This is a genomic window from Burkholderia sp. SJZ089 (assembly GCF_007828315.1).
In the GTDB taxonomy this organism is placed as follows: Bacteria; Pseudomonadota; Gammaproteobacteria; order Burkholderiales; family Burkholderiaceae; genus Burkholderia; species Burkholderia gladioli.
Window position 1 is genome coordinate 237452 of record NZ_VIUM01000002.1, and the last position, 19773, is coordinate 257224.

Consider the following 19773-nt stretch of genomic DNA (forward strand, 5'->3'; position numbering starts at 1 on the left):
ATCGTCATGGACTACGCAACTCTGAAGGTGATCTGGTGGGTGCTGGTCGGCACGCTGCTGATCGGCTTCGCCCTCACCGACGGCTTCGACATGGGTGCCACCGCCCTGCTGCCCTTCCTCGGCAAGACCGACGACGAGCGCCGCATCATCGTCAATACGGTCGGCGCCACCTGGGAAGGCAACCAGGTCTGGCTCATCACGGCCGGCGGCGCGATGTTCGCGGCCTGGCCGCTGGTCTACGCCGCCTCGTTCTCGGGCTTCTACTTCGCGATGCTGCTGGTACTGTTCGCGCTGTTCTTCCGGCCGGTCGGCTTCGACTACCGCAGCAAGCGCAGCGATCCGCGCTGGCGTGCCGGCTGGGACTGGGGGCTGTTCATCGGCGGCTTCGTACCGGCCCTGGTCTTCGGCGTGGCCTTCGGCAACCTGCTGCAGGGCGTGCCCTTCGCCTTCGACAGCGATCTGCGCGTTACCTACACGGGCAGCTTCTGGGCGCTGCTGAACCCGTTCGCGCTGCTCTGCGGGCTGGTCTCGCTGAGCATGCTGGTCGCGCACGGCGCCGCCTTCATCCGCATGAAGACCGAAGGCGTGATCGCCCGCCGCGCGGCCCGCGCGCTGCGCGTCAGCGCGATCGTCGCGATCGTGTTGTTCGCGCTGGCCGGTGCCCTGATCTGCACCTCGATCGGCGGCTACCAGATCACCCAGGCCGCGCCGTTCGATACCGTCGCCAATCCGCTGCTCAAGCAGGTCGCGGCCGGCCATGCGCTGTGGCTGAGCAATTACCACAGCTATCCCTGGATGACGATCGCGCCGGCCATCGCCTTCGTCGGCGGCCTGCTGGCCGCGCTGCTGGCCTGCTCTCGCTTCGAGAAGAGCGCCTTCCTGTCCACCAGCCTGCTGATCATCGGTGTGATCCTGACGGCCGGTTTCTCGATGTTCCCGTTCATCATGCCGTCCTCGCTCGACCCGCGCAGCAGCCTGACGGTCTGGGATTCCACCTCCAGCCACATGACGCTCGAGGTGATGCTGGTGGCCGTGATCGTGTTCCTGCCGCTGATCCTGATCTACACGAGCTGGGTCTATCGCGTGCTGCGCGGCAAGATCACGCCGAAGGTGCTCGAGGACAACAGCCATTCGCTTTACTGACCCATGCGTCGGGCCCCTCGTGGCCCGGCTTGCAGCAACCGACCCGCTCTCTTCCGGAGACTGACTATGTGGTACTTCACCTGGATCCTCGGCATCGGCGTGGCGCTGTCCTTCGGCGTCATCAATGCGATGTGGCTCGAGTCGCAGGAAGCGCTCGACGCGCAGAAGCAGAAAGGCCAGCACTGAGCTTTCCGCTCCCTGGCAGAAACGACAAAAGGCACCCGAGGGTGCCTTTTGTTCTTGATGCGCCACTGGAAACCGCTGGTCGGGCGGTACGCTGCCCGACCGGGTTTCCCTGGCCCGGATCAGGCCGGCTGGGCCGCCGCGCCGCCGGTGCCGGTCGACGGCAGACGCGTCGACAGTTGCTGCGCGTAACGCGATGCCGCCGAGCCGCAGACGATGTGGAAGGTGTCGGTCGAGACCCAGGCCACGTCGAGGCTCGCCAGGCGATCGCGATCGACGGCCGACGGATCGCGCACCACCACGCGCAGCCGCGTGGTCGCCACCGCGTCGAGCGACAGCACGTTGGTCGCGCCGCCGAACACGGCCAGCCAGCGCATCGGATCCGGATCGAGCGGGCCCGCCTCGCCGGCCGGCACCGCCGCCGCTGCCGCCGGCGCGCTGACCGCGCCCGCTGCTGCGCCGCTGCCGATCGCCGAGCGGATCTCATCGGCGATCAGGTCCGCTTCCGGCCCGATGATCACCTGCACGCTGCTGCCGCCGCGCTTGAGCACGCCGCGCGCGCCGATCGCCTTCAGGTTCGCTTCCGAAACCTTCTCGGGATCGACCACCGACAGACGCAGGCGCGTGGTGCAGGCATCGACCACCGACAGGTTGGCCGCGCCGCCGAGCGCCGCGATATAGCGGATCGCGCGCGGTGCCGCATTGCCGGCAAGTGCCGCCGCGCCGGCCGGCGCCAGGCCGCCAGCCGCGCCGCTCGTCGCCGCATCCTCGGTCGTGGCCGGCTCGCGGCCCGGCGTGGCCATGTTGAACTTGCGGATGAAGAAGCGGAACAGGCCGTAGTAGGCAACCGCGTAGGCCAGACCCAGCGGAATCGCGATCCAGCCCTTCGTCGACAGCCCGTAGTTCAGCACGTAGTCGATCGCGCCGGCCGAGAAGGTGAAGCCGAGCTTCACGCCGAGCAACTGGCAGATCGCCAGCGACAGCCCCGTCAGCACCGCGTGGATCACGTAGAGCACCGGCGCGAGGAACATGAAGCTGAATTCGATCGGCTCGGTCACGCCCGTCAGGAACGAGGTCAGCGCCATCGAGAACAGCAGCCCCCCCACCACCGCGCGGCGCTCCTTCGGTGCCTCGTGGAACATCGCCAGGCACGCGGCCGGCAGGCCGAACATCATGATCGGGAAGAAGCCCGCCATGAAGCCGCCCGCGGTCGGGTCGCCGGCGAAGAAGCGGTGCAGGTCGCCCGTCACCGCCGCGCCGCCGCCCGGCGGCGTGAAGCTGCCGAACACGAACCAGGCCAGCGAGTTGATGATGTGGTGCAGGCCGGTGACCAGCAGCAGCCGGTTCAGGAAGCCGTAGACGAAGGCACCGATCGCGCCGGCCGTGGTCAGCCAGTGGCCGGCCGCGTCAATCACGCCCTGGATCGGCCCCCAGATGTAGCCGAACACGATCCCCAAGATCACGCACACCAGGCCTGTGACGATCGGCACGAAGCGCTTGCCGCCGAAGAAGGCCAGGTAGTCCGGCAGCTTGATGTCCTTGTAGCGGTTGTAGAGCATCCCCGCCACGATGCCGGCGATGATCCCGGACAACACGCCCATGTTCAGCTTCGGGTCGATGTCCTTCATGATCGCGGTTTCGATCAGATAGCCGATCGCGCCCGCGAGCGCCGCCACGCCGTTGTTGTCCCTGGCGAAGCCGACCGCCACGCCGATCGCGAACAGCAGCGGCAGGTTGTCGAACACCGCGCCGCCGGCGTCGGCGATCATCTTGATGTTGAGTACATCGGACTGTCCCAGGCGCAGCAGGATGCCGGCGACCGGCAACACCGCGATCGGCAGCATCAGCGCCCGGCCCAGGCTCTGTATTTTCAGAAACGGATTCCCGTCCATTCAGATCTCCAAATCGTCTCGTCTTTCGTTGTTGATGTGCATGTGTTGCGGGGAGGAACTACGACGCGAATCCGGCTGCCGCCGCGCTCAATCCTGCGGCCAGATTTCGCGACTGGCCGCGCGAACCGCCTGGGCGGAATCGAGCGACAACAGATCCTGGGCGCGCTGGCGGCACAGCGCGTAATCGAGGCCGCGCACGCGCGCCTTGATGCCCGGCACCGAGACCGGGTCGACCGACAGCTCGGTGACGCCGAGCCCGACCAGCACCGGCACCGCCGCCGGATCGCCGCCCAGCGCGCCGCATACGCCGACCCATTTGCCGTGCTTCTCGGCGCCGCGCACGGTCGCATCGACCAGGCGCAGCACGGCCGGATGCAGGCCGTCGGCGAGCGCCGCCAGATCGGCCTGGCAGCGGTCCATGGCGAGCGTGTACTGGGTCAGGTCGTTGGTGCCGATCGAGAGGAAGTCGGCATGCTGGGCGAGCTGGTCGGCCAGCAGCGCCGCCGACGGCACCTCGATCATCACGCCGACTTCGATCGGCTCGGTGCGGCCCAGCGCTCGGGCGAAACCGTCGATGCGCTCGCGGATCCGCACCAGTTCGCCGGCATCGGTCACCATCGGCAGCAGGATGCGTACCGCGCCGAACGGCTTGACCGCCAGCAGGCCCTGCAGCTGGTCGTCGAGCAGGTCCGGGCGCACCTGGGCCAGGCGGATCCCGCGCAGGCCCAGCGCCGGGTTCGGCTCGGGCGGCAGGCTCAGGTAGTCGACTTCCTTGTCAGCGCCCACGTCGAGCGTGCGGATGATCGCGGTACGGCCCTGCAGCGCGTCGACGATCGATTGATAGCTGTCGCGATGCTCGTCGGTGGTCGGCGCGGCCTGGCGATGGATGAACATCAGCTCGGTGCGCAGCAGGCCGACCGCGTCGGCGCCGTTTTCCACGGCGGTCTTCGCGTCGTCGAGCGTGGCGATATTGGCGGCCACCTCGATATGGCGCGCGTCGGTGGTGCTGGCCGCCTCGCCCGACAGGCGGCGATTGGCCTCGCGCACGCCGGCCAGGCGCTGGCGCTCCAGGCGCGCGCGCTCGACGTCGAGCGCGGTGGGCGCATGTTCGATCCGGCCGCCGGTCGCATCGACCACCACCTGGGTGCCGTCGGGGATCGCGAACAGCGCGTCGCCCACCGCCACCAGCGCCGGAATGCCGAGCTGGCGCGCGATGATCGAGGCATGCGAGGTCGCGCCGCCGCGCGCCATCACCAGCGCGGTGACGCGCTGGCGGTCCAGCGAGGAAAGGTCCGACGGCGTGAATTCCTCGGCCGCGAGCACGGCCTCGTCGGGCAGCTCGTGCACGGCGCCGGCGCTCAGGCCCAGCGCGCGCAGCACGCGCTTCTCGATGTCGCGCAAGTCCGAGGCGCGCTCGGCCAGCAGCGGATCGTCGAGCTTGCCGAGCACGGCGATCTGCGCGCGGATGGTTTCGCGCCAGGCGAAACCGGCGCTCTTGCCGAGGCTGATCAGGTCGCGCGCCGCGTCGATCAGCGCCGGGTCCTCCAGCAGCACGCGATGCACGGCGAAGATCCCGGCCTCGCCCACCGCGCCGCGCTGCGAGGCGCTGCGCACGGTGTGATCGAGTTCGGCATCGACCGCGCCGAGCGCCTGGTCGAGCAGGCGGCTCTCGGCCGCCGGCGTGCCGGTCGCCAGCTCGGGCGGGACGATTTCGGCCTGGTCCCAGCGCACCAGTTGGCCGACCGCGATGCCGGGCGCGGCGCATACGCCGGCCAGCGTATTCGGCGCGAGCGGCTGGCCCGGATTGCGCGGCGCGCTCGCCGGCGCCGGGAAGGCCTGCCGCGTCGGGCGCTCTTCCACCTCGCCGTGCGCGGCGCGCAGCAGTTCCTCGGCGATCGCGTCGACTGCCTCGGCAGCCTGCGGGCCAACGCCCACCAGCTCGATCACGGCGCCTTCGCCCGCGCCCAGCGCGAGCAGGCCGACCACGCTCTCGATCGCGGCCTTGCGCTCGCCGAAATGGATGTGCACCTTGGCGTCGAGCCCACGCGCCGCTTCCCGGGCGCGCGCGGCCGGCCGCGCATGCAGCCCGCCCGCGTGGGGCAGCGTGATCTGGCGACGCGCTTGCATCGCGTCGGCCACGTCGCGCGCGGCGGCGGCCACTTCCGTGGAGCTCGCGCGCAGCGTCAGCAGCGGCGTCTGGCCGGCACGCACCACGCCGCGGCCGGCGCGCTCGACGATCTCGAAGGCTTCCGAATTCGCGATGGCGATCACCGAAACCAGGCTCGGCGCGGCCTGCGCGACCAGATCCGGATCGAATTCGACCAGCACGTCGCCGGGGGCCACCCGCGCGCCCGCATCGACCCTCGGCGTGAAGCCGCGGCCGCTCAGCTCGACCGTGTCGATACCGATATGCAGCAGCACCTCGGCGCCCTCGGCGGTGGTGATGGTGACCGCGTGGCCGGTGCGCGCCAGGTGCGTGACGATGCCCTCGCAAGGCGCGACGAGACGGCCCTCGAGCGGATCGATACCGATCCCGTCGCCGAACATGCCGCCGGAGAACACCGGGTCCGGCACGTCGGCGAGCGGCACGACGGGCCCCGTCAGCGGCGCGAGCAGCACGAACTGGTCAGGGGATGGCTTCTTCAACTGGGACTCCTCGGCACGTCTCATCGTCAATCTCGCGGGATCAGTGAGTTTCGGTGACTTTGTTCAGGTGACGCGGCGCATCCGGATCGCGCCCTCGCGCCACCGCCAGGTGCGCGGCCATCACGTAGAAGGACAGGATCGCGGCGATCGGATCGAGCGCCGTGTGGGCCGCGCGTTCCAGCGGCAGGGTCGCCTCGGGCGTGCCTTCCGGCGCGGCCAGCAGCACCCGCGCGCCGCGCGCGCGCATGTCGGCAGCGAGCTGCAGCAGGCCGGCCTGTTCGGGCCCGGGCGGCGCGAACACCAGCAGCGGGTAGTCGCGGTCGATCAGCTCCATCGGGCCGTGGCGCACCTCGGCACTCGAGAAGGCCTCGGCCTGGATGCCCGAGGTTTCCTTGAGCTTGAGCGCGGCTTCCTGGGCGATCGCCAGGCCCAGCCCGCGACCGATCACGATCATGCGCTCGACCTCGCGCAGCTCGTCGATGGCGCGGGTCCAGTCGAGCGTGCCGGCCTTGGCGAGCGTTTCGGGCAGGGCGCGCAGGCCCGTCATCAGCGCCGCGTCACGCTGCCAGAGCGCAACGATCTGCGCCGACAGCGACAGCATGGCGATATAGCTCTTGGTGGCGGCCACCGACAGCTCGGGGCCCGCGCTGATCGGCAGCGCGTGTTCGCAGGCGTCGCCCAGCGGCGAGGGCAGCACGTTGACGGCAGCCACCGTCAGCGCGCCGGCCTCGCGCAGCGCGGCCATGGTGTTGACCAGGTCGGGGCTCTTGCCCGACTGCGAGAAGGCGATCGCGAGCTGGTCGCGCACGCGCAGCGGCGCCTGCTGCAGGGTCGCGACCGACATCGGCAGCGAGGCCACCGGCACGCCGAGCCGGCTCATGGTGAGGCTGGCGAAATAGCTGGCCGCGTGGTCCGAGCTGCCGCGCGCGACCGTCAGCGCGACTTGCGGCGGGGTGGCCAGCAGGCGCTCGGCGAGCGCCTCGACACGCGACAGATCGGCCAGCTGGGCGGCCACTACCTGCGACGCCTGGCGCGCCTCTTCAAGCATATTCGACAATCGATTCTCCTTCGACATAGGTCGCGGTCAGGTTCAGGTCGCGGTCGAACACCGCGACGTCGGCCCAGGCGCCGCGCGCCAGGCGACCGCGGTCCTCGATGCCGAGGTAGTCGGCCGCGTAGCGCGACATGCGGTTCGAGACGTCGGCGATCGGCAGGCCGATCGAGACCAGGTTGCGGAACGCCTGGTCCATGGTCAGGGTGCTGCCGGCCAGCGTGCCGTCGGCCAGGCGCACGCCGCCCAGGCACTTGGTGACGTGCTGGCTGCCGAGCCGGTATTCGCCGTCGGGCATGCCGGTGGCCGAGGTGCTGTCGGTCACCACGTACAGGCGCGGGATCGAGCGCAGCGCGGCGCGGATCGCGCCGGGATGCACGTGCAGCAGGTCGGGGATGATTTCCGCGTATTCGGCATGCGCGAGCGCCGCGCCGACCAGGCCCGGATTGCGGTGGTGCAGCGGCGACATCGCGTTGAACAGGTGGGTGAAGCCACAGGCGCCGTGCTTGAGCGCGGCCACGCCGTCCTCGTAGGTGGCCAGCGAATGGCCGAGCTGCACGCGCACGCCGCGCGCGGCCATCTCCGAGATGATCTCGATATGGCCGGCGATCTCGGGCGCCAGCGTGACCACCCGGATCGGCGCGATCGACAGGTAGCGCAGCACCTCGTCGAGCGCGGCGGAAACCGCCGCGTCGGGCTGCGCGCCGAGCTTGCCGGGATTGATGTAGGGACCTTCCAGGTGCACCCCGAGCACGCGGGCGCAGCCCGGCGTGCGGTGGCGCGCGCGCTCGCCCAGTTGCGAGACCACGTTCATCAGCTCGTCGCGCGGCGCGGTCATGGTGGTCGCCAGCAGGCTGGTGGTGCCGTAGCGCGCATGGGTCCGGCCGATCGTCTCGATCGCGTCGCCGCCCTCCATCACGTCGGCGCCGCCGCCGCCATGCACGTGCAGGTCGATGAAGCCCGGCACGATGTAGGGGTCGTCGTTGCGCGAGGGATCGACCGGCCGGCCGCTCAGCGACGTGATCCGGCCATTGCCGAATTCGATCGTGCCGTGGCGCCAGCCCTCGGGTGTCAGTAGATTTCCGGTCAGCATCGCGTTCACTTGACTCCGGTATTGCGGTTGCGAGAGGAAGCCGGCCGGCGGGCCTCGATGGACTTGGCATCGAGCCTCGATGCGGGCGGCTGATGGACGGGACAGCACGATCGGCGGCGGGTTCCCCGCCTGGCGCCTAGCGATGCGCGTGCCCGCCGTCCGGACGGGCGATGGCGGCCGACGGATCGTCCTGCCACTGCCATGTGCGTCGCGGACCGGTTCGCCGCGACGGGCCCACCCGTCCGAAGCGAGGTGATTATATAACCAAACTAATACCAGTCAATTTTGATGGGCGAGCCGCCGAGCCATCTTGAAAAGCCGTGCCCGGCAAGCGTTTTAGTGCGAAATTGGCTTTGTTTATCGGGCTTTGGCGACTCGGGATTTACCCGTAGGGCGAATAGCAGTGACTCGCGGGAGGAGATAAAAGCGGCGTGTTCGGCAAGCGAACCATACCTGCATAGGACCAGTTCGACGAACTGGTATCTATCGATGGGGGGAGACAGGAGGGTTTATCTGACCGTCGAGGGCAGGCAACCGAAACGCGCCTGGAAGCGCTCCGTGAAACGGGCGCGAGATCGGTAGCCGCAAGCCTCGGCGATATGCGCGATGCCCCAGGCCGTGGTCTGCACCAGCATCATCGCGTGGTGCATGCGCACCTCGATCAGCAGGTCCTCGAAGGCCGCCTGCTCGGCCACCAGGCGCCGCCGCAAGGTGGCGGCGCTCATCGCCAGCGCCCTGCCGGCCGTCTGCGCGGTCCAGTGATGTGCCGGCGCCTCGGCGATCAACGCGCGCAAGCGCGCGGCCGTGCTGCCGGCGTCGAGGCGGGCGAAGCGCTGGCCGCGCTCGGCGAGCGCCAGCAGCAGGTCCAGCAGGCGGAGGCGCAGGCGCTCGTCGCTGATCGCGGGAGCGGCGATGCTGTCGAGCACATGGCGTAGCGTGGCGGCGAGATCCGTATCGAGCGGCACGCAGCGCCATGGCGCGTTCGGTGCCGGCGCGCGCGGACTCGGTGCGGCGCGCTCCAGATCGTCGAGCAAGGCGCCCGACAAGCCCAGGAAGACCGAGCGAAAACGCCGCTCGGCACCGCCCGGTGTCTTCAGCAGGTCGGCGCGACTGCCCGGGTCGACCAGCACCAGCGAATCCGGCGCATCGACCGAAAGCGGCGCGAGGCCGTCGTCGATGTCGAGCCGGCCCGCGGCGATCAGCAACAGGGTCGCGTCATGGAACACGAAATGCGAGGTGGCCTGGGGCTGACTCAGGCAAGGCTGGCCCAGTGCGCAGAGCGCGCGCCGGAACAGCGGCTCGCCCGAAGGCGAGCGCCAGGCGGCCGGGTCCGCCTCGACGGGACGAGCGGCGCCGTTTTCCCCGCCGCCGGCCGCGATACGCGCCGGCGGCGTCGCGGCCGAACCCGGATCCCGCGTATCCATCCTCAGCCGATCGTCACGGCGGGATTCAGGCTGTAGAGGCCCGTCAGGCTCGCCTGCCCGAGCACCGGCGCCTTGGCCAGCGCGGCGCGCACGTTCGCGCCCGTGAGCGGGCCGTCCACCTCGAGCCTGGGCGCGCCCAGCGCATACACGGTGAACACGTAGTGATGGACGATCTCGTCGTTCCACGGCGGGCAGGGGCCGTCGTAGCCGTAGTAGTCACCCTTCATCTGCTCGTCGCCGGCGAACCAGCCGGTGTAGTCGTTGATGCCGTGGCGCAGGCCGGCCGGCGCCTGCGGGCCCGGCTTGCCGCGCGGCGTGACGCCGTCGGACTGCGCGCCGGCCGCGATCTCGGTGGTGCCGGCCGGGATGTCGAGCAGCAGCCAGTGGAAGAAATCGACACGCGGCAGCGAGGCCGGCACCACGCGCCCTTCCTGGTTCACGTCGTCGCCGCGGCTCGGCACGTCGGGATCGTGGCAGACCAGCACGAAGGATTGCGTGCCCGCGGGCACGTCGCGCCAGGCGAGCTGCGGATTGCGGTTGGCCGACAACGCGACATGGCTGGCCGCGTCGGGCACGGCGAAGGCGAATTCGCCGGGGATCGGCTGGCCGTCTTGGAAATTCTGGCTGCTGAGCTGCATGGAAGAGTCCGTCCAGGTGGGTGATCGGGGCAGCGGCAAAGCCGCATGCATGACCACGTATTGTAGGAAGCTCGGGCGCATCGATGATCGCAAATACGATCACGGATGCGCCAATTCGGATCTTTTTGATTGTCTGGAGCGCATCGCGTTCAATGAAACTCGCGGCTCGAGGTGCGCAGGCTGCCCAGCAGCGGCGTCAGGTCCTCCAGGTATTGCGCGATCAGGTGCTGGACCTCGTTCTCGGATTGCCAGACGCCGTAGACGGCCAGCAGCCGCGAATCGAGGATTTCACGACGCTGCCGTTCGAGCAGTTCGCGCCGAACGATGATGTTGACGCTGCCGGTCTCGTCCTCGAGCGTGACGAAGAGCGTGCCCTTCGCGGTGCTCGGCATCTGCCGCGCCGTCACGATTCCGCAGGCGCGGGCCAGCCGGCGATTGCGATGCTGCGCCAGCTCCTGCGCGGAAGCCAGCCGCCGCGCACGCAGTTGCTCGCGCAGCAGCGCGACCGGGTGGCGGTTCAGCGTCAGGCCGATGGTGCGATAGTCGGCGACGATGTCGTCGGCCTCGGACGGCGCGCCGAGTTCGGGCCGCACCGGCTCGTCGATCGGCGCCATCGCCAGCAGGTCGCGCGAGGGCGCGGCAGCCACCGCCTGCCACAAGGCGTCGCGTCGGTTGCCGGCCAGCGTGGCGAAGGCGTTCGCGGCCGCCAGTGCCTCCAGGTCGCGCCGTTCGAGCCGCGCGCGGCGCGCGAGATCGTCGACGCTCGCGAAAGGGCCCTGCTGGCGTGCTGCCTCGATTCGCAGCGCGGCTTCGCGGCCCAGTCCGGCAACCAGCGACATGCCGAGACGTACCGCCGGGCGGCCTTCGGGCGGCGGCTCGTCGGGCAGCGGTTCGAGCGAGGCATCCCAGTTGCTCGCCGTCACGTCGATCGGGCGCACCGTCACGCCGTGTCGCTTGGCGTCCTGCACCAGTTGCGCGGGCGGATAGAAACCCATCGGCTGGCTGTTCAGCAGCGAGGCGAGGAAGATCGCCGGCTCGTGGCACTTGAGCCAACTGCTGGCGTAGACCAGGATCGCGAAGCTCGCCGCGTGGCTTTCCGGGAAACCGTATTCGCCGAAGCCCTTGATCTGCTCGAAGATCTGGCTGGCGAACTCGGACGGGTAATGACGCTCCGCCATGCCCTTGACGATCTTCTCGCGATACTTCTCCAGATTGCCCTTGCGTTTCCAGGCTGCCATCGCGCGCCGCAGTTCGTCGGCCTCGCCCGGGGTGAAGCCGGCCGCGATGATGGCGATCTGCATCACCTGTTCCTGGAAGATCGGGACGCCGAGCGTGCGTTCGAGCGCGGGTTTCAGATCGTCCTTCAGGTAACTCACATCCTCCTTATTTTGGCGCCGCTTCAGGTATGGATGCACGGCGCCGCCCTGGATGGGTCCCGGTCGCACGATCGCGACCTCGATCACGAGATCGTAATATTTTCGCGGCCGCAGCCGCGGCAACATCGACATCTGCGCGCGCGACTCGATCTGGAATACACCAACCGTATCGGCATTCGAGATCATGTCGTAGGTTGCCTTGTCGCCCTCGTGAATGTCGTCGATCCCTATCCGCTTGCCACGCCACTCACCGACGAAATCGAACGCACGTCGCAAGGCCGTCAACATGCCGAGGGCGAGCACGTCGACCTTCATCAGCCCGAGTGCCTCGAGATCGTCCTTGTCCCACTGGATCACGCGCCGCCCTTCCATCGCCGCGTTCTCGATCGGCACCAGCCGCGTGAGCTTGTCACGGCTGATCACGAAGCCGCCCGAATGCTGGGAAAGGTGACGCGGAAAGCCGAGCAACCTCGAAGCCATCTCGGCCCAGGCCTGGATGATCGGCACCTCGGGATCGAGTCCGACCGAGGCGAAACGCGCAAGCAAATCCGCGCGGCCGTCGAACCACCGATGCTCCTTGGCGACACGCTCGACCAGCATCAGATCGACACCGAGCGCCTTGCCGGTTTCACGCAATGCGCCGCGCGGGCGGTAGGTGGAGACAGCCGCCGCGAGCGCCGCGCGATCCTCGGTGTATTTCTCGTAGATATACTGAATGACTTCTTCACGTCGCTCATGTTCGAAATCGACGTCGATATCGGGCGGCTCGCCACGCTCGCGACTGATGAAGCGTTCGAAAAGCATGGTGGTACGACCGGGATCCGCCGCAGTCACGCGCAGGCAGTAGCAGACCACCGAGTTCGCGGCCGATCCGCGGCCTTGGCAAAGAATCTCCTTGCTGCGGGCGAACTTGACGATGTCGTAAACGGTGAGAAAAAACGGTTCGTACTCCATCTCGGCAATCAGACCGAGTTCGTACTTGATTTGTCTCCTTACCGATTTGGGAATACGCTTCGCGAAGCGTTCCTGCGCTCCTTTCCAGGTTTCCTGCGCCAGATATTGGGTCGGCGTCATGCCATCGGGGACGATCTCGAGCGGATATTCATACTTCAGCTTGCTCATATCGAAACGGCATTCACCAAGCACCCGACAACTCTCCGCAAGCGCCTCCGCCGGAAACAACCGCCCGATCCGCCCCAGCCTGCGCAGATGCTGCTCGGCATTCGACGCCAGCGCATAACCGCATTCACCGACCGGCTGCCCGACGCGAATCGCCGTCATGATGTCCTGCAAGGGCTTGCAGGAACGCGCATGCATGGTCACGTCACCGAGCGCGACCAACGGCATCGCGCGCTGCACACTCGCGGCCTCGATCGTCTCGCGATAGACGCCATCGAGCGCTCGCCCCAACTGCACGAGTCCGAGCCGCGCCTGCTCGCCGAAGACGTGCTTGAACCACGCCACCTGCGCATCGAGCACGTCGGCACGCACGGGATAACTCGGCACGAGGATCGCGAAGCAATCGGGCACGCCGCGCAGATGCGCGAACTCGGAAGGCGGGGCAGCCAGCATGCGCGGCGTCAGCGTGTAAGTGCCCTTCTTCGACGCCATGCGCCGCCACGAGATCAGCTCGGAGAGGTTGCCGTAACCCTCGCGATTGCGCGCGAGCAGCACCAGCCCGAAGGCGCCAGGGCCCGGATCGCCGCCCGGCGCCACCACATCGGCCGTCACCTCGAAATACGAGCCGATCACCAGGCGCAGCGGCTCGGGCTTGCTTGCCGGATCGCTGCCCGCCTCCTCCCATTGCTTGAGCAAGGCTTCGGCATTCGCCTTCGCGGCCACGTGCATGCGCGGCGCGCCTGCCAGCGAGCACTCGTCGGTGATCGCGATGCCGCGATAGCCAAGCGCCTGCGCGCGCTCGACCAGTTCCTCGGCCGCCGAGGCGCCGTGCAGGAACGAGAAGTTCGATCGGCAGAACAGCTCCGCATAAGCGGGCAAGGCATTCGGACTCCCCATCGCCTCACCCGAACAGGCCGTGCAGGAACCAGCGCCGCGCCTCGCCCTCGCGATCCTGATAGATCCAGTAACAGGCCCCGTCCTCGTCCTGCGCGACGTGGTAGTCCCGCAGGACGATCCGGCCGTCGAACCAGCCGCCCTCGATACGCTCGAAGCTCGACATGATGCGAAGCTGCCCGCGATAGCAGGGCCGTTCATCGCGCATCGCGAGCGGAATCGGCTCGGCCAGCAGCCAGGCCGGACGCGGCGACGCGACCGGCTGCGCCGGCAAGCGCCCGGCCGGCGCATGCAGGGGCAGCCATCGGTTCGCGGTTTCGGGGCGATAGTCGGCCGAAGGCACGGCGCGCAGCACGTTGTCCGCGCCGAGCCGGGCGCTCAGCAACTCGACGAGCCGCGCGCGGGCCTCGCGCGTGCGCCCCGGCTCGGGAAACAGGTCGACGGGCGGCGGCGCGACCGATTCGACGCGTATCGCGACGAGCCGCACCGCGAGCACCGCGCCCGGCAATTCGAGGCACGCGAGCCGTTCGCCGAGCACGCGCAGGCAATGCGTTTCGTCGCGCGTCGGTTCGGCAAAGGCAAGCTCGATGGCGGTGGGCGGCACCGCCGCGCGGCCGCGTTCGTGATCGAGATCGAAGCGCAGCACCGCGACCGACAACTGCCGCGCGGCCAGCCAGCCGCCGAGCTGGGCGACCAGACGGCGCGCGACGAACAGCACCGCCTCGGCATGCTCGACGCGTTCGGGCAGTTCGAGCCGCACATTGAATTCGGGGGGAATCGGCAGCCAGGCAAAGGGCTCGGGCAAGTCGCCATAGGCGCGATCGAGCGAGGCCAGCAGTGTCGGCCCGCAGCGCCGCTGCAAGCCGGCACGCGGCAGCCGGCGCAGATCGGCCAGCGTCGCGCAGCCGAGCCCGTCGAGCCAGCCGGCGTAATCGCGCGCGGCCGGCATCAACTCGCAAGGCAACGCATCGAGCGAGCGCCGCAGCGTGGCCTCGCGCATCACGCGCCGGCGCCGCCCCGGACGTGGCCGGGCGCGTGCCAGCAACCAGGCGCCGCGGCCGGTCGGCGCGGCACCCAGGCGCGCCGCGTAACCCAGCGCGTCGAGCGCCACCCGCACCTGGCGGCACAAGGAAGGCAGCCCACCGAACAGGCGCAGGCTCGGGCCGACATCGACGATCAGCGTCGCCTCCTCGTCGAGCGCGACCGAGGGCGAGAAGCGCAGCAGCGCGATCGCCACCGCGCGCAGCGCATCGGCCTCGCGCGCGAGATCGCGCTCGACGAGCCGCGTCTCGGGCGCCAGTGTCAGCACGCCGCCGCGCTTCATGCCGGGGCGCACGCCGCCGGCACGGGCCGTGGCATCCGCCATCAGCACCACGCCCTGCTCGAGCACCGCGCTGCCCACGCCGTCCTCAGACGGCGGTGCGCACACGTCGAGCGGCAGGCGCGGCAGATGGATGCCGAGCAAGACGCGCATAACGACCCTCCACGATCGGCGACGGCAAGGCCAGCTCGAGCGGTGCCGCCGCGGCCGGCCCGCGGCGCTTGACGATGTCGATCGTCACGCCGCCCGGCACCGGCTGCAGGGCGAGCCGCAGCACGGCCGGCGAAGGCTGCCGCGCGGCCGCGAGCGGACGAAGCATCACGAACAGCGTGTCGCCGGCACGCGCGGCGGCCAGATGCAGGCGCCGCAGCACGTCGGCGGGCGCGGCCTCGACCTGCCAGAACAGCAGCGCGCCACAGCATCCCGTCTTCAGCGATTGCTCGGCTGTCCACAGCGCATCGCGACGATTCCCTGTGCGTAACCACAGCAGCGCATCGAGCGGCACGCCGAGTTCGGCCAGCGCCGCCGCGTGCGGCGGATGCGGCGGGGCGACCAGCGCCAGCGGCCGCGACTCGGCCACCGTGCCGGCCAGCCCGGGCGCGAGCAGCCTCATCTCGCCGCAGCCCGCATGCGGCACCAGCAGCTCGACCAGCCCGCCCACCGGCCAGCCGCCGCCCGGCAATTCGGCCGACAGCGCCGGATAACCCGTCGCGATCGTGCGCGGGCCGCCCCGGGCGAGCTGGGAGCCTCGCCAGAGAGACGGATGCAGCGATTCGAGGGGAATGGGAGACGCAGACATTGGGCGGACGATTACTGTACGTTTATACAGTATAGGGGAAGCCGCCCGGCCTCGTACAGATTTCGAGATGGAAAGCCTGGAGGGCCGGAACCCATCACGCCACAAACGACGAAAGGCCCCGCGGGGCCTTTCGAGAAGAAACGATGGGGTCGATCCGACGCTTAGAACGACGGGACCATCGAACCCTTGAACTGCTTGTTGATGTAGTCCTTCACTTCCGGCGACTGGTAGGCGGCCACCAGCTTCTTCACCCAGGGCTGGTTCTTGTCCTGGGCGCGCACGGCGATCAGGTTCGCGTAGGGGCTGGTCAACGATTCCAGCGCGATCGCGTCCTTGGTCGGCTGCAGGTTCGCCGCGATCGCGTAGTTGGTGTTGATCACGGCCGCGTCGACGTCGCCGAGCACGCGCGGCAGTTGCGCCGCATCCAGCTCGGTCAGCTTCAACTTCTTCGGGTTGCTCGCCACGTCGAGCACGGTCGCGTTGTTGCCGCCCGTGCCGGCGCCGGCCTTCAGCTTGATCACGCCCTGCGCCTGCAGCAGCAGCAGCGCGCGGTTCTCGTTCGACGGATCGTTCGGCACCGCGAGCTTCGCGCCTTCCGGCAGGTCCTTCAGCGACTTGTACTTCTTCGAATAGACGCCGATCGGCGAGATGTAGGTCAGGCCGGCGCTGACGATCTTGTAGCCGCGCTGCTTGACCTGGCTGTCGAGGTAGGGCTGGTGCTGAAAGCTGTTCGCGTCGAGGTCGCCCGCGTCGAGCGCGGCGTTCGGCTGCACGTAGTCGTTGAACTCGATCACCTTCACGTTCAGGCCTTGCTTCTCCTTGGCGACCTTCTGGACCACCTGCCAGACCTGCGCGTCCGGGCCGGCGACCGTGCCGACCTTGATCACCTTGTCCTGCGCCTGCGCGCCGAGGGAAAGGCCGAGAGCCGCGCTGGCCGCGACGGCGGATACCACCTTGAAGAGATTGCGACGCTTCATCTGTTGTTCTCGCTTGCTGTAGTGCTGTTGCCGTACCGATTGGATCGAAGGAGCGGCGCGGCTCATGGCTGCCCGCCCCCAAAGGCTGCACATGGTGTCACAGGATGCAGGCCAAGTGAAATACATCCCGCTCATATGGGTATGCACCGCAACGGGGAAGACCTGCGCGCTGTTCAGGGCCGGGCCGCCGTGCTAAAACGCTTCGGCGCGGCACCCGATGAACGCGCCGCTTCCGCACAGGACCTCGCATGTACGTGATCGACATCCATTACATCGCGCCGCTCGAGCGCGTCGACGCCGCCCTCGACCGCCATCGCGCCTATCTGCAGGTGCAGTTCGAGAACGGCGTGTTCATCGCCTCGGGGCCGAAGGTGCCGCGCAGCGGCGGCGTGATCCTCGCCGCGCGCATCGAGCGCGAACGGCTCGACGCGATCCTGGCGGCCGATCCCTTCGTGATCGAGGGGCTCGCCACCTACATCGTGACCGAATTCAAGACCACCCGCGTGGCCGCCGGGCTCAACCTGCCCGCGCTGCCCTGAGCGAGGCGCTCGCCGCTCAGCCGAGCAGCAGCTTGAGGTCGTGCACCCACAGCCCCGGCCCTTGCCCGTCACGCACGAACAGGCGCAGCTTGCCGTCAGGATCGAACACGTAGCTCGCGGCCGTGTGGTCCATGGTGTAGCTGCCCGGCGTCTTGCCGGCCGCTTTCGCGTAGTAGATCCGGAAATCCTTGGCGACCTGCCTGAGCTGCGCATCGTCGGCGGGACGCAGCGCGATGAACGAAGGATCGAAGGCGGCCACGTACTGGGCGAGCAGCGGCGCCGTATCGCGCTCGGGATCGACCGTCACCAGCAGCACCTGCACGCGCTTCGCCTCGGGCCCGAGCTGCTGCATGGCCTGCGCGAGCTCGGCCAGCGTGGTCGGGCAGACGTCGGGGCAATGCGTGTAGCCGAAGAACAGCACCACCGCACGGCCCTTGAAATCGGCGAGCGTGCGCAGCTTGCCCGAACTGTCGGGCAAGGAGAAATCCTTGCCGAACTGGGTATTGCCGGTGATGTCGAGATTCTGGAAGGCCGGCTGCTGGTCGCAGCCGGCCAAGCCGCCCGCGAGCAGCAAAGCGCCCGCGCAGGCAGCCAGCCAGCGGCGGCGCGAAAATCGGGACGCGAGGCTCACGTGCGGAGTCAGAAGCCGAGCAGCGGACGCGCGTAGTGGTCCACCAGCAGCTCGGCGAACAACAGCGACAGGTAGACGATCGAGTAGCGGAACGCGCGGCGCGCGAGCGCATCGGAATAGTCGACGTAGACCTTCCACGCGTAGGCGAGGAAGATCGCGCCGAGCACCACCGCGCTGGCCAGGTAGACCACCCCGCTCATGCCCGAGATGAAGGGCATCAGCGTCACCGCGAACAGGATCACGGTATAGAGCAGGATGTGCAGGCGCGTGAACTTCGAACCATGCGTGACGGGCAGCATCGGCAGGCCCGAGTTCTCGTAGTCCTTGACGCGATAGAGCGCGAGCACCCAGAAATGCGGCGGGGTCCAGACGAAGATGATCAGCACCAGGATCCAGGCGTCGCCGGGCACGCTGCCCGTCACCGCCGCCCAGCCGAGCGCCGGCGGCATCGCGCCCGAGGCGCCGCCGATCACGATGTTCTGCGGCGTGGCGGGCTTGAGCAGCAGCGTGTAGATGACCGCGTAACCGACGAAGGTGGCGATCGTCAGCCACATCGTCAGCGCATTGGTGAAGGTGTAGAGCGTCCAGGCGCCCGCGCCACCCAGCACCGTCGAGAAGGCCAGGATCTGCGGCGTGGTGATCTCGCCGCGCGCCGAGGGGCGCCAGGCGGTCCGGCGCATCTTCGCGTCGATCTTCTGTTCGACCAGGCAGTTGATCGCGAACGCGGCGCCGGCCAGCAGCCAGATGCCGATGGTGCCGCCGATCAGCACGCGCAGCGGCACCATGCCCGGCGTGGCGAGGAACATCCCGATGACCGCGCAGAACACCGCGAGCTGGGTGACGCGCGGCTTGGTCAGCGCGAAATACTGCGACAGGCGGCTGCCGGGGGACTGGGAAAGCGTGGATTCCATGTGCGTGGGGCGTCAGGCGGGCGCGATATCGCGCGCGGGGAGCACGGCTCGGCCGGGACGACTTGAAAGGATTCGAAAGTTTAACATGACCAGCAACAGCAGCAGGATCGCGGCGCCGCCGTTATGCGCCACCGCGACCGGCAGCGGCCACTGCAGGACGATATTGGTCAGACCCGTGACGAACTGGATCACCACCACCAGCAGCACGCCGTCGGCGGGCCGCCGCAGCGAGGCATAGCGGCGCATGCGCCAGGCGAAGGCCACCAGGTAGGCGATCACCACGAAGGCGAAGGTCCGGTGAGTCCAGTGGATCGCCACCAGCGCGTCCTGGGTGATCACCTCGCCGTCGGCCGACATGCCCAGCGCGCGCCACAGGTGGAAACCGTGCGCGAAATCCATCGGCGGCACCCACTGGCCGTTGCAGGTCGGGAAATCGGTACAGGCGAGCACCGCGTAGTTGGTGCTGACCCAGCCGCCCAGCGCGATCTGCACCACCAGCAGCAGCAAGGCGGCCAGCGCGGCGGCGCGATGGCGCCCCGCCTCGGGCGCGTGGGCGGGCAGCGGCGTCATGCGCGCGGCCAGCCAGCCGAGCGCGCCAAGCAGACTGAGGCCGAGCAGCAGGTGGATGGTGACGATCACCGGCTGCAGCTTCATGGTGACGGTCCAGGCGCCGAACGCGCCCTGCACCAGGATCAGCAGCAGCAGGCCGGTGGGCCACCACGGCGACACCGACAGCGGCCGGCGCCGCGCGCGCGCCACCCAGGCGATCAGCACCTGGGCGATGATCAGCACGCCGATCGCCATCGCGAAGTAGCGGTGGATCATCTCGATCCAGGCCTTGCCCATGCTGACCGGGCCCGAGGGCATCGCCAGGTGCGCGGCCGAGATCGCCGCGTGCGCGATGAAGGGCGAGGAGGTGCCGTAGCAGCCGGGCCAGTCGGGACAGCCGAGCCCGGAATCGGTCAGGCGCGTGAAGCCGCCGAACATCACGAGGTCGAGCGTGAAGAAGGTCGTCATCCAGACGAGCTTGCGGAACTTGTCGTCGTCGGCCTTCACCCACACGTAGGACAAGGGCAGCAGCGCGATGGTCAGGCCGATCAGGCCCAGTTGCAGTAGGTACATCCCGGGATTCTCGT

The 19773-nt window shown here is 68.9% G+C and carries 16 protein-coding genes; 3 read left to right on the forward strand and 13 right to left on the reverse strand.

What is annotated here, in order from left to right:
* Positions 1–6 precede the first annotated feature (6 nt).
* Positions 7–1143: a cytochrome d ubiquinol oxidase subunit II gene (cydB, locus tag FB600_RS04165; protein ID WP_096750168.1), complete on the forward strand. Its 1137-nt coding sequence runs from the start codon at positions 7–9 to the stop codon at positions 1141–1143.
* Positions 1144–1209: 66 nt separating this feature from the next.
* Complete coding sequence (cydX, locus tag FB600_RS04170) at positions 1210–1329, forward strand: cytochrome bd-I oxidase subunit CydX (RefSeq protein ID WP_013699435.1); 120 nt, start codon at positions 1210–1212, stop codon at positions 1327–1329.
* Between the two features lie 119 nt (positions 1330–1448).
* Here cydX and nagE read toward each other — a convergent pair whose 3' ends face one another.
* The 10 genes from nagE to FB600_RS04220 form a co-directional block, all read right to left on the reverse strand.
* Positions 1449–3218, reverse strand: coding sequence for an N-acetylglucosamine-specific PTS transporter subunit IIBC (gene nagE / locus FB600_RS04175; RefSeq protein WP_096750167.1), 1770 nt, complete (start codon positions 3216–3218; stop codon positions 1449–1451).
* An 87-nt stretch (positions 3219–3305) separates the two neighbouring features.
* Positions 3306–5888, reverse strand: a complete 2583-nt coding sequence (ptsP, locus tag FB600_RS04180; RefSeq protein WP_145756289.1) for a phosphoenolpyruvate--protein phosphotransferase — start codon at positions 5886–5888, stop codon at positions 3306–3308.
* A gap of 16 nt (positions 5889–5904) precedes the next feature.
* Positions 5905–6912 carry an SIS domain-containing protein gene (locus FB600_RS04185; RefSeq protein ID WP_036036238.1) on the reverse strand — a complete coding sequence of 336 codons (1008 nt, stop codon included), beginning with the start codon at positions 6910–6912 and terminating at the stop codon, positions 5905–5907.
* Entirely contained in the window at positions 6905–8008 is a 1104-nt protein-coding gene (gene nagA / locus FB600_RS04190) for an N-acetylglucosamine-6-phosphate deacetylase (protein ID WP_013699439.1), read from the reverse strand. Before nagA ends, FB600_RS04185 begins: the two co-directional genes overlap by 8 nt.
* 509 nt (positions 8009–8517) lie before the next feature.
* The gene (locus tag FB600_RS04195) at positions 8518–9432 is read right to left on the reverse strand and encodes a helix-turn-helix transcriptional regulator (protein ID WP_186047129.1); all 915 of its coding nucleotides are present in this window, start codon (positions 9430–9432) and stop codon (positions 8518–8520) included.
* A 2-nt stretch (positions 9433–9434) separates the two neighbouring features.
* Positions 9435–10070: a YbhB/YbcL family Raf kinase inhibitor-like protein gene (locus FB600_RS04200; RefSeq protein WP_046579742.1), complete on the reverse strand. Its 636-nt coding sequence runs from the start codon at positions 10068–10070 to the stop codon at positions 9435–9437.
* Between the two features lie 149 nt (positions 10071–10219).
* On the reverse strand, positions 10220–13462 hold the full coding sequence (locus tag FB600_RS04205; RefSeq protein ID WP_145756290.1) for an error-prone DNA polymerase: 3243 nt from the start codon (positions 13460–13462) through the stop codon (positions 10220–10222).
* A gap of 4 nt (positions 13463–13466) precedes the next feature.
* Positions 13467–14933, reverse strand: coding sequence for a Y-family DNA polymerase (locus FB600_RS04210; RefSeq protein WP_096750164.1), 1467 nt, complete (start codon positions 14931–14933; stop codon positions 13467–13469).
* Entirely contained in the window at positions 14869–15579 is a 711-nt protein-coding gene (gene imuA, locus FB600_RS04215) for a translesion DNA synthesis-associated protein ImuA (RefSeq protein WP_047836685.1), read from the reverse strand. Before imuA ends, FB600_RS04210 begins: the two co-directional genes overlap by 65 nt.
* A 161-nt stretch (positions 15580–15740) precedes the next feature.
* Positions 15741–16556, reverse strand: a complete 816-nt coding sequence (locus tag FB600_RS04220) for a MetQ/NlpA family ABC transporter substrate-binding protein (protein WP_096750162.1) — start codon at positions 16554–16556, stop codon at positions 15741–15743.
* A 248-nt stretch (positions 16557–16804) separates the two neighbouring features.
* On the opposite strand from FB600_RS04220, the gene FB600_RS04225 reads away from it, so the two are divergent.
* Positions 16805–17095 carry a YciI family protein gene (locus FB600_RS04225; protein ID WP_098153587.1) on the forward strand — a complete coding sequence of 97 codons (291 nt, stop codon included), beginning with the start codon at positions 16805–16807 and terminating at the stop codon, positions 17093–17095.
* A gap of 16 nt (positions 17096–17111) precedes the next feature.
* Here the strand turns inward: FB600_RS04225 and FB600_RS04230 are convergent, their stop codons facing one another.
* Genes FB600_RS04230 through FB600_RS04240 form a run of 3 tightly spaced genes read right to left on the reverse strand, consistent with a single transcriptional unit; the run spans position 17112 to position 19759 of the window.
* Positions 17112–17726, reverse strand: a complete 615-nt coding sequence (locus tag FB600_RS04230; RefSeq protein ID WP_145756291.1) for an SCO family protein — start codon at positions 17724–17726, stop codon at positions 17112–17114.
* Positions 17727–17734: 8 nt separating this feature from the next.
* Positions 17735–18637, reverse strand: a complete 903-nt coding sequence (gene cyoE / locus FB600_RS04235; protein WP_145756292.1) for a heme o synthase — start codon at positions 18635–18637, stop codon at positions 17735–17737.
* Between the two features lie 12 nt (positions 18638–18649).
* Positions 18650–19759: a COX15/CtaA family protein gene (locus FB600_RS04240; protein WP_096750159.1), complete on the reverse strand. Its 1110-nt coding sequence runs from the start codon at positions 19757–19759 to the stop codon at positions 18650–18652.
* Between the last annotated feature and the right edge of the window lie 14 nt (positions 19760–19773).